This window comes from Bifidobacterium bombi DSM 19703, from assembly GCF_000737845.1.
Lineage (GTDB): Bacteria > Actinomycetota > Actinomycetes > Actinomycetales > Bifidobacteriaceae > Bifidobacterium > Bifidobacterium bombi.
Genome location: NZ_ATLK01000003.1, coordinates 1 through 9,075, shown reverse-complemented (window position 1 = coordinate 9,075; position 9,075 = coordinate 1). Strand labels below are relative to the sequence as shown.

10 protein-coding genes and 1 other RNA gene are annotated in these 9,075 nt (G+C 48.7%); 3 read left to right on the top strand and 8 right to left on the bottom strand.

Annotated elements, in window-relative coordinates:
• Both BBOMB_RS08380 and BBOMB_RS07390 read left to right on the top strand, forming a co-directional pair.
• Positions 1-272: hypothetical protein (locus BBOMB_RS08380; protein WP_238549947.1), on the top strand; the 272-nt coding region annotated here is incomplete at its 5' end.
• Positions 273-909: 637 nt separating this feature from the next.
• Positions 910-1,491, top strand: a complete 582-nt coding sequence (locus BBOMB_RS07390) for a sce7726 family protein (protein ID WP_161787719.1) — start codon at positions 910-912, stop codon at positions 1,489-1,491.
• Between the two features lie 3 nt (positions 1,492-1,494).
• On the opposite strand, the gene BBOMB_RS07385 is transcribed toward BBOMB_RS07390, so the two are convergent.
• Entirely contained in the window at positions 1,495-2,625 is a 1,131-nt protein-coding gene (locus BBOMB_RS07385) for a beta family protein (protein WP_044088093.1), read from the bottom strand.
• A 632-nt stretch (positions 2,626-3,257) separates the two neighbouring features.
• Positions 3,258-3,740, bottom strand: a complete 483-nt coding sequence (locus BBOMB_RS07380) for a DUF1643 domain-containing protein (RefSeq protein ID WP_081867453.1) — start codon at positions 3,738-3,740, stop codon at positions 3,258-3,260.
• A gap of 404 nt (positions 3,741-4,144) precedes the next feature.
• On the opposite strand from BBOMB_RS07380, the gene BBOMB_RS07375 reads away from it, so the two are divergent.
• Positions 4,145-4,354, top strand: a complete 210-nt coding sequence (locus BBOMB_RS07375) for a hypothetical protein (protein WP_044088090.1) — start codon at positions 4,145-4,147, stop codon at positions 4,352-4,354.
• A 16-nt stretch (positions 4,355-4,370) separates the two neighbouring features.
• Here the strand turns inward: BBOMB_RS07375 and BBOMB_RS08150 are convergent, their stop codons facing one another.
• The 6 genes from BBOMB_RS08150 to BBOMB_RS07350 form a co-directional block, all read right to left on the bottom strand.
• The gene (locus tag BBOMB_RS08150) at positions 4,371-4,715 is read right to left on the bottom strand and encodes a hypothetical protein (RefSeq protein ID WP_152570193.1); all 345 of its coding nucleotides are present in this window, start codon (positions 4,713-4,715) and stop codon (positions 4,371-4,373) included.
• Complete coding sequence (locus BBOMB_RS07365) at positions 4,712-5,485, bottom strand: DUF1829 domain-containing protein (RefSeq protein WP_044088087.1); 774 nt, start codon at positions 5,483-5,485, stop codon at positions 4,712-4,714. The genes BBOMB_RS08150 and BBOMB_RS07365 overlap by 4 nt, the downstream gene beginning before the upstream one ends.
• On the bottom strand, positions 5,482-5,913 hold the full coding sequence (locus BBOMB_RS07360) for a DUF6978 family protein (protein ID WP_052377585.1): 432 nt from the start codon (positions 5,911-5,913) through the stop codon (positions 5,482-5,484). Before BBOMB_RS07360 ends, BBOMB_RS07365 begins: the two co-directional genes overlap by 4 nt.
• Before the next feature lie 137 nt (positions 5,914-6,050).
• Positions 6,051-6,445: a transfer-messenger RNA gene (gene ssrA, locus BBOMB_RS07965) on the bottom strand.
• A 1,014-nt stretch (positions 6,446-7,459) separates the two neighbouring features.
• Positions 7,460-8,329 (bottom strand): TPM domain-containing protein, encoded by an 870-nt coding sequence (locus BBOMB_RS07355; RefSeq protein WP_044088085.1) that lies wholly within the window; start codon positions 8,327-8,329, stop codon positions 7,460-7,462.
• Entirely contained in the window at positions 8,322-8,942 is a 621-nt protein-coding gene (locus tag BBOMB_RS07350; protein ID WP_238549945.1) for a LemA family protein, read from the bottom strand. Before BBOMB_RS07350 ends, BBOMB_RS07355 begins: the two co-directional genes overlap by 8 nt.
• Positions 8,943-9,075: the final 133 nt, after the last annotated feature.

The window sequence follows — 9,075 nt, the reverse complement described above, 5'->3', positions numbered from 1 at the left end:
AACACAGGAGGGGGCGCGGGGGGCGAGGGTGTGAGGCGCCGAGGTGCTGGGCGCTGAGGCGACTGGGCGTGGGGCTTGGGCGTGTGGGCGTGAGGTATGGGCTTAGGCGCCTGGACGCGAGTGTTAGGGCGTGGGGGCGCGGGTGCACGGATGCCGGAAAAGGTGAGGTATGCGAAGGCGACCGCATGAGGGCCGGGTATCCAACACAACAAAACACGGGCAAACGAGCACAAGAGCGGGCCCAGCGCAATAAAGAGACACGTAAGCGGTGATATTAATCCTCGCCACGTGAAGGGGGCGACCAACCTGATCGCAGTGAGCGGCAGGCAGGGCATATTCCAATCTACGCCCCCGTGAAGGGGGCGACCATCAGGTTGAGTTCGGACGTGCCCCTCGAAGCATTTCAATCCACAACCCCATGAACGGGGCGACCTGTAGTCCTGCTACTGATCCGGACAGTCCGGTAAGTCAAATCGTAATTAGATTGCAACACAATCTGTACCTTGAACAGCAAGAAGGCTACTTGCGGTATTTAGATTAAACCCGCAACCACAGTTTGTTCACGTAGAATTAGAACCTCACCATTGTCTTATGGTGTGGATTGAAATGGCTCCTTCCAAGGTGCAATAAGACGCCACTCATTCTCGTGAGTGGAGCTTCCTTCGTTACAAGTTCTTGCACATCAGATTGGCATCAACATTAAGCTGATATCCTCATTGATTTTTGGCTGCCAACCGCACCTCCACTGTCATGTTTCGGAGCCTGGCAACGATGCAGTACTTCCTCTCCTATGGCATTCGTCCCTTTCCGTCTCTAGCCTACGCACAGTGGGATGGTGGCCAACGTCAGGGAGATGCAGGAGGCGCACCTGCTCTTTTGTTTTGGTAAAGAAGTTGTGATTAAATGATAATGATGCGTGATATAGATGTGCGACAGGCAATGCGTTCTACATTGAAACGCCGCAAAGAGAATGAGTCAGCCCTAATAATGGACGAGTTAGATTTGTGCGGCGAGGTACGAGTCGATATCGCCGTTCTCAATGGTCATATATCCGGATATGAGCTCAAAAGCGCAAGCGACAACCTCAAAAGACTACCGAAACAGGTGCGATATTACTCAGCGGTTCTTGACTATTGCAATCTTGTTGTGGCAGAAAACCATCTCGACGAGGCTTTAGGCATGATTCACGACTTCTGGGGCGTCTACATCGCAAGACAAACAGGTGACGGACGGACCTTCATCAGGAAGCTGCGGAATCCGAAATCAAACAAATCCAATATAGATCCGCGCGTGTTGGTCCAACTCTTATGGAGAGACGAGACCATCGATATTCTGACGCGTTACGGTTTTGACCGTGGTGTTCGCTCCAAACCTAAAGCTGTGTGTTGGGACAGGATGGTGGACAGCTTTTCTCTTCCCCAACTACGAAAATTGGTGCGTACCCAGTTAGAGGCACGCACCAATTGGAGGACGGATGGAACCAGTTTATGATGTCTATAACTGTTGCAAAACAGTGAGCATATGATGCTGCATGGCTTTGGTAATCCAAGTGGTAGGACTACCGAATTTAGTATTAGCACCTGTTGAGAGTTGTTTCATCCATTCATCTGTCTCACAATGCTGGGGCAAGAACCGTTGGTCATTGACAATGGCATTTACGACAGGGAGAATCGACTGTCCTCCCATTATTTTTTTCATGTTCTTCCGGCCTTTAAACAATCCGCCTTTACCAATCAGCCACGAATCATCAACGGTGTATTTAAATTTTCCGCTGATATTCATTATCTTTGGGTCAACGTCGGTGGAGCTGCGAAGACCCACAGTGCCGTAATCACCGAAGGCAATGGGCAGGTTTTGATGTTCCCCTCTTGCGGTAGTCATCATCTGCAGCCAGCCAACCCATTCATCTCGTGTGACAACATCCAAGGCGCTATGTATATCCGACGTTTCGGGTATTGCGGTTCCAAGTACTGCGAAATCTAGCTTCGGATAAAGAGCCAAGAATACAGTGAAAAGCACGATTTGCAAGGCATTGAAAGCATTTTCATCTACGTTTGATTCCAAATCTAAAATGATGTGACAATCTTCTTCTTTCAAACCCAGACCACTAAGCCAGGACCTGAAATTCTGCTGATCCGTCAAGCTCTTCCATTGGCCGCTGCGAAGACGCAGACACACTTCAATGCACACACCTTTCCTGACTAGTGCCTTCACTTGTTGATACGCCGTGCTGTTGGTTTTTACATCATGCAGCACCGGAATGAATCTAGTACTAAGCGAAGGCTCGGTGAGTGACCTGAACTTATTTAACACCGGTTCGATAAGCGGAATCGACTGACCGCCCCCATTTAAGTCGGTCACGACCTCGGCCGCATCAAGAAATGCAGGAGCCGGCCACGTTCTAAAGATTTGCTCGGCTTTCTTATCAATAAACGAGTTTGGTTTATCGCTCGGCCTATCGTTTTCATAGTCCCAATCGATACCAGGTATCTCCAAAAGAGGATATATTTCAGTATTTTGTGGAAGAGAGTCGGCAGATCTTAATGCAAACAATGTAAACAATGCATCCATTTCGCCCTTTTTAACCAAAAGCCTTGGAACATAACAATGTTCAGTTAACTGCATTTTTTCTCCTTTGAACGTATTTATCGTATTTACACAAGGATGTCAGTTTATTTACCTCAGTGTTTCTTTAACATAACGGTCATGTTTGTGCCAACGACGATGGTGTTATAGGCGTTCTCATCGTTGGATTATGTGAAGCCCTTGGTAGCCCCCTGATCTTAAGAAGACTGGCGTTCATTTTCTCCCTCCTTTAATATTACTTATTATATCCTGCCTACTGCCCATTTTCCGGTAGATGTTTCAATAATACCATGTAATGACAACAAATATTTGCCGCCAGGTCTTAAAAACCCAGTTTCGGCTTAAATTAAGGATTGAATGATCGATCATTCAAAATCGTTATCAGTTACAGGAAACCGTAACATGGTGCTAATTGGGCGAAAGTCGTCATGACAGGTCCAAAAATCAGGACTTACATAAATACGTTCGCAACATATGAGAATATACGCACTGCGAACCGGCAGAACCGCTAGAACCGGCATACAAGAAATCCAACTGCATAAAAAATAATGCCAGAAGACAATCCCCCGGTTTCCGTAGGTTATTTCACTACCCCAGAGGGCCTTCTGACATCACCAACCATACCACACTTTGACATATAACCCTAATTTAGATTTGCTCAATTATTTTTCTTAATATATATTCTTTGCATTACCGTTGTTCAGAAGCCGAATTTGCACCAATTTTATCTTCCCGTCACTACCCGTTAGATTTTTCGATGCTGGATGCCTTGGCCTGCTTTTAGTTGTGACCCCATTTACACAATAGATTGTGTTTCCTTGTAATTTATTACAAATTGTCCGCATCTCTTTGTCCCATATTGGTCCTATTTGTGGGGGGTTGTGGCACATTCCCCAACCTAAAATAACTGTTTTGTATTTGGGTATTTCTGATAAATATACGTCGTTCGAATCCCCTATTGCGGTTTCGTCAGCTGGCAAGTCTTTCGGTTTTTTTGCTATCTTAGAAAAGACATTATAGATTACTATCCCATCGCTTTTTAACGTCTTTCCATTCACCTCGGCTTCCTTTGCAATACGGATACAATTGTTTGTTGTTTTATCGTTAAACACAGCATCCGCATCAGAAGGATTGTTCAAAACAAAACATGTTATTTTTTCAAACCACTCTTCGTCACTGAGCTTTTCTTCACTCTATACTCTTGACAACCTGTACCTATATTTCCTATCTTCTGAAAAAATCGCCTCACCTCTGCCCTTATCGGTTAATGTTCCCGGGGCATTATTCTTTGAATTGGCCATTTTTTATCTTTCCTTCCTTGCAATCGTCCGTATGATTACCCCAAAAGTAATCAACTTTGCATCATTGTAACCTATCGGTATAATTTTTGAAATTTTACGTTTTATTACATGCTGACCAACGACAAACGCGAAAGCGAGGCTTTCGCGGAGATGATCGACGCACAGTTAGCAAATCCGAAAGCTTGGGATCATATAAAGAAATATTTCCCCTAAAGCGCTACAATGTTCAATGACATAATGAAGGAGGCCGCAGGAGCATGAATGATGCTGATTTCGTGCGATTCGTCGCCAAGCATAACGACGACAGCACCAATGCGCTTCTGCGTGACTACTGCAGAGCATTCCACAAACCCTTCTTCGATATCGAAGATACATCAATAGACCTCACTGAAGATGAGACTCGTATCGCCGCATTGCGATGTCTATATGAGGGAAAATCCAGAGAGAATGCCTTGTCTGTCGTCTGATAAAACAGGGCAAGATTCAATAGAAGCCACCCATTCCGGGGTGGCTTTTTTCGTGCAATTTTTTGCGGACCCCGCACGCCGCGTCACTAATCGTGCGACCGACAAACCAAGGAGCAACCATGCGCATCAACGCATACCACAACCCATTCGGCCTGCGGCACCTCCGCTTTTTCGCAGCCCCTGCGGAAGGCACCGGAGGCAATGGAGGCGATTCCACCAAAACCGGCCAAAAGAGAACCAATCGAAACTCACCAACCCACCAGCGCATCTGTGCGTCGGTCATTGTTTGCAACGGTGCAAAGTCGATAGCTTCTGCCAACATCACCTTCTTTTCCTCAAGATAGAATTCAGGACGTGTCATGCCGCCAACAGCTGCGCGCCCTTCCCGTCTATTTCCGAAAACCTCATGATTTGCGCATTATATTGTTCGAATGCCGTAAGGACGTTTCCATTGACGGGTTTCTCACGGTCATCAGCGAACACCAGGAGTCCTGCATCCTCGCGTTCCTTTGCGCCGCTCACATCCTCCCAAGCGAACAGGATCGTTGCAAGCGAGGTCGTGTCGAGTCTGTTCGGGGCTTTAGCGAACAGGGTCGGCCTACGGTCACTTTCCTGGAACAGAAAATCGAAATTGTGTGAGTACAGCGATTTTCCTTGGATATTGACGTCTGAAGTGAAGTGGATATGCTGCTCTTTCAATGCTGTAGCGACATCCTCGGCAAAATAGGTGGCGATACGGTGTCCAACGGTCTCCATGAGCGAATCAAGATGTATAAGGGCCTGCACATATCGGTTCATCGCATCGCCGACTTTGTCTGGTTTGGCTCGCATTTTCAGTGATCCTGCAACGAAATCCGCTCCAAACTGGTGTGCGGTTTCATTAATCCGTTCCATGCGGGAAGCGCTTTCCGTGAATCCGGAGGACTCCATCGTAGCTAGCGTAAAGCCGTCGTCATCAAACTCGTAATGCCCGTTATTGGACCGTACGTAGAATTGGAAGTAGTCCCCGGCATGGTCAAGCAACGGCACTGTGACGGACTTCCAGTTCTCGACTGTATGTATCGAGGAGTTCTCTTTGATCCAATCGGCATACTGTCCGACAAGATCATCTAGTGCAATATCCTGGTTCATGGCATCATCCCATCGTGCAGGTGTGGTTTGGAAACGACATTGAAACGGCCTAGAAGCAGCAGCGTGTCATTGATGAAGTCAGGAGATTGGATGTCAACAGGGTAAGCATAATGATCACCGTACCCCTCCTTGTAGATGTGCAGATGTGAACCATCCACAATCGTGCCATCGTGATTGCTATGTCGGCGTCCGGCCCCGACGCACAGTCTCATAAGCACCACGTTGCCTTCCTTCAGCATCGCATTGATGGAGTGCTTTTCAAAGTCTACCATTCCACGATACATGCTGATTCGAAATTGGGAGGCTGATTGCCGTCCGGTCACATCAAATCCCTTGTTTCTTTCCTTTCCTTCAGGCATGTCAAAATCATTGATCGCGGCATCCTTCATTTCCTGAAGCAGAACTTTGGCATCATCCTCACTCGGCATGAATCTCATCCAAGACTCTCCCCTAATAACCATTCGCTTCGCAGCGAAAAAGACAACTCGACACAGAATTGCCTTTCGCATCAAGACACCATTTCCAACGAAAAAGCGCCACCCCTTGCGGAGTGGCGCTTCATACCTTGTGGAGCTGCGGGGAATTGAACCCCGGTCCGATGACCGCACCCTCAGAATTCTACGTGCGTAGTCCGCTGGCCTTATGGCAGTTTTTCTGCCCCCATCCGTGTCGCGAACAATGGATGGCGAGCATATCCGCAGTCAAAGTCCCCAAGCCGCCCTGCAGCACAGCAGCTCAGGCAAGTCCTCTAATGACGTCCGACATCCCCCCGAAGACGAGAGGGAGCGGGCGGAGCCGTAGCCCGCTGGTTAATCCTAGCTTAACGCTCAGGCAGCGAGTACGAGCTCAGTGCGGTTAGATTTAGCACTTAATTGTTTGTAGAGGTCATCACGAGTGGACTCTACATCCTCGGCACGCTTCCCTGCGACGAACAGGTCACCGTCGAAACCGATCAGCCCCAATCTTGAATTATCAAGCCCGGCACAATCAAAACACATGTTCAGTCTTCAATCACACCGGATGTTTATTATATCTCATACCGGAACGCACCGCAACCAGTGCGCATCGCAATCCGCACCTCGGCAGAAGACATGACCGGCAGATTTTCACCGTTGAGAGTTCGGCGGGTAGTCCCAATCCACGTCTCGGTGAAAGGGATGGCCCGGAGCCATCCACCGATGTCGGACATGATGCGATTCCAACTCACCCCTTGAAGAGACGGCACAGCCACACCAAGTTACCTGTCGATACCACTATTATCAGCATGAATGTTTCATCTGTCTGAAGGGTACTTATGAATTCGCCTGTATCGATTCGTAACAAACTGACGATTATTACGCATGACGCTTTGGGGTCATTGGTTCATACAGCTTCAGGTAGGACATTCCATCTTGGATCAGTAGAAGAGAGAGTATTTCCTGCCTTTGATGGGAAAAGAAACATTGCCGACGTTCGAAAACTGAAATTTTCATGATTGACAGAAGGCGATATAAACAATCCTACAGCTGTATTCTTAACCAACGATTTGCTTGAACCCTCAAAAGAAGTAAAGAGAAGACACCACTCGACTCCAACACGAATTTATCTATTCAGTATACAAATGTATTGACTAAACGCACATAGGGAATTATCCATAGTCTGGAGAACTACGTTAGCAGTAGCTTTCATGTTATCGTCTATACAAAAACGAAGTAGGTAATCACGATCTCGGCATAATCACGCATTCAAAACCAAGGTTCCGGAATCAAGAAAAACATAAGTCCAGACCACGCTGCAAACGATGCCACGATTCCTGGTATTGATAGAAACTTCAGGGAACCACTGGCAAGGATTGCCGATAAAACCAATCCGACACAAACAGCGGGGAAATCAGATCGTTTGGAGACACCCCCTATTCATGTCCATCGGTTCCATACATAACATCCACGATTCCACAAATTCTAACTATTACGAAACAGACGACATCGCCGACTTTCACCAGCTGCCCGAAGCACCGCCACCACCGAAGCTGCCTCCTCCAAAAGAGTCTCCATCAAATGAACCGCCTCCGCCGAACGAACCCCCGCCCACGAAGGAATCATCATCGTCGAAGGAATCATCATGGCGACTGTAGAGTCGCGGAATGCCGAGCAAAAGCAGGCCGGCTCCCGAATGGCGACCACGCCCCACCGACCGTGCAATCTTGAACCACACCAAACCGCCAATCATGATAATCGCAATGACCAGAAGAAAATTCGAATACACAGGTTGGGATTCGCCGTCGTTCTGCCGAGCATCCTCCCCACTCGGCACGATTATACGATCGATGGAGGTAACAACCTCACGGACTCCGGCATCATAGTCTTGTCTACCGAATTGGCGCTCTCCTTGGCTGACGATCTGCTCGGCGGTAGCATCAGGAATCACGTCCTCAAGGCCATACCCTACCTCAAGCCTGTCCTTGTGGTCATTGACGGCCAGCGCATACACCAGACCCGTATCCTTCTTGCCCTCGCCCGGCTTGTATTTCTCGGCAAGTGCGATACTCCATGATTCGATGCTTTGCCCGGATGGAACAGTATCCGCCGTAACCACCAGAAGCTGGGCTTTGTAGTCACTAGCCTCCAGCTTCTTGTTGACGTCACGTATCAGTCGCTTCGTGGAATCAGACAGGACATGTGCACCGTCCTGCACATAGATGGATCCTACCGGGTCACGTGGCGCGTCCACGGGAGAGGCTGAAGCCGTTCCGGAATAAAACGGCAGAACGGCAATGAGCAATGTTGTAAGCACGGTAAGAAATAATGAAGGCAGAGACGTCAATGCAGGGCCGTGGCGGGATGCGACGGCCTTGTCATCATTCATGGAACGTCACCTTCGGAGCGTTCTCACTTCCCGGCTGTGCCCTGTAAAGATCCATCTTCGAGAACCCGAACAATCCAGCAACCATTGAGGCGGGGAAGCTCGTCACCTTATTGTTGTACTCGTTTACCAGACGGATATACCGCTCACGCTCGACGCTGATGCGGTTCTCGCTGCCTTCAAGCTGAGTCATCAGCGTCTTTACCGATTCCGAGGATGCCAACTGTGGATAGTTCTCCTGCACTGCGTTCACGAGGACGTTCGTTTTGGAGTTCAGCTCGTCGTTCGCCTTCAACTTGTCGTTCGGAGTGGAAGCCGCGGCATACTGCCTACGAGCGTCGGCGATATCCTTGAACACCTTGCTCTCGTGGTCCATCTGCCCCTGAACCGAGGCCACAAGGTTGGGAATCAGGTCGGCGCGTCGCTGCATGACATTCTCGACCTGGCTCCACTGTGCGTCCACCTCGTTCTTCTTACCGTTCATGCCGTTCCTGAGACCGATCAGGGATGTGGCAGCCAAGACGACCACGACTATGACGGCAATCAGGGTAATTTTGAGCGAAGTATGCGAACCTGAACCATCCGACGTATTGTTATTATCCTGCGTATTCATCATTTTATATTCTCCTTAATTATTGATGCGAGTATAGCAGATAACGGCATTGGAAATATTGGTTCAGTCTGCAACGAACACAGGAGGGGCGCGGGGGCGAGGTGTGAGGCGCCGAGGTGCTGGGCGCTGAGGCGAC

Coding starts and splice junctions, on each gene's coding strand:
- BBOMB_RS07390 (WP_161787719.1), top strand. CDS start 910: ATGATGCGTGATATAGATGTGCGACAGGCAATGCGTTCTACATTGAAA.
- BBOMB_RS07385 (WP_044088093.1), bottom strand. CDS start 2,625: ATGCAGTTAACTGAACATTGTTATGTTCCAAGGCTTTTGGTTAAAAAG.
- BBOMB_RS07375 (WP_044088090.1), top strand. CDS start 4,145: ATGAATGATGCTGATTTCGTGCGATTCGTCGCCAAGCATAACGACGAC.
- BBOMB_RS08150 (WP_152570193.1), bottom strand. CDS start 4,715: ATGACACGTCCTGAATTCTATCTTGAGGAAAAGAAGGTGATGTTGGCA.
- BBOMB_RS07365 (WP_044088087.1), bottom strand. CDS start 5,485: ATGAACCAGGATATTGCACTAGATGATCTTGTCGGACAGTATGCCGAT.
- BBOMB_RS07360 (WP_052377585.1), bottom strand. CDS start 5,913: ATGCCGAGTGAGGATGATGCCAAAGTTCTGCTTCAGGAAATGAAGGAT.
- BBOMB_RS07355 (WP_044088085.1), bottom strand. CDS start 8,329: ATGAATGATGACAAGGCCGTCGCATCCCGCCACGGCCCTGCATTGACG.
- BBOMB_RS07350 (WP_238549945.1), bottom strand. CDS start 8,942: ATGATGAATACGCAGGATAATAACAATACGTCGGATGGTTCAGGTTCG.